The 618-nt window shown below is 74.8% G+C and carries 1 pseudogene; it reads left to right on the top strand.

Annotated elements, in window-relative coordinates:
* Positions 1–618, top strand: a pseudogene (locus LE181_RS31940) (ABC transporter ATP-binding protein); the annotation flags it as partial.

Below are 618 nucleotides of genomic sequence, written 5' to 3'. Positions count from 1 at the left end.
CTGGTCATCGACGGGATCGTCGCCGGCGGAGGCCGGCCGGAGCTGCTGCTGCCCGCCCTGGCGCTGGTGACGGCCGGCCTCGTCGCGGGCGTCACCCCGCACCTGGTGCGGTACCTGCGCACCGAACTGGACCGCAGGGTCGGGCTGTACGCGCAGGACCGGTTGTTCCGGGCCGTGGACGGATTCGTGGGGCTGGGGCGGTTCGAGAACCCCCGTTTCCTGGACCGGCTGCGGCTGGCCCAGCAGACGGACGTCGCCTCACCGCCCGCCGCCCAGGCCGTCGACGGCCTGCTGGGCATCCTGCGCTCCGCCTTCACCATCGCCGGGTTCGTCGGCTCCCTGTTCCTGATCAGCCCGCTGATGACCGCGCTGGTGCTGGTGGCCGGCGCCCCCACGCTCGCCGCCGAGATCGCGCTCTCGCGGCGGCGGGCGCGCACCGTCTGGGACATCGGGCCGGCCGAACGGCGGGAGTTCTTCTACCAGGGCCTGCTCACGAGCGTGGAGGCGGCCAAGGAGATCCGGCTGTTCGGCACCGGCGCCTTCCTGCGGGGGCGGATGCTGGCCGACCGGCGCACGGCCAACAGCGCGCGCCGGGCGCTGGACCTGCGCGAGGTCCGG

It is taken from the genome of Streptomyces sichuanensis (assembly GCF_020328095.1).
Classification (GTDB): domain Bacteria; phylum Actinomycetota; class Actinomycetes; order Streptomycetales; family Streptomycetaceae; genus Streptomyces; species Streptomyces cinnamoneus.
This window is presented reverse-complemented; position numbering and strand designations above follow the sequence as displayed.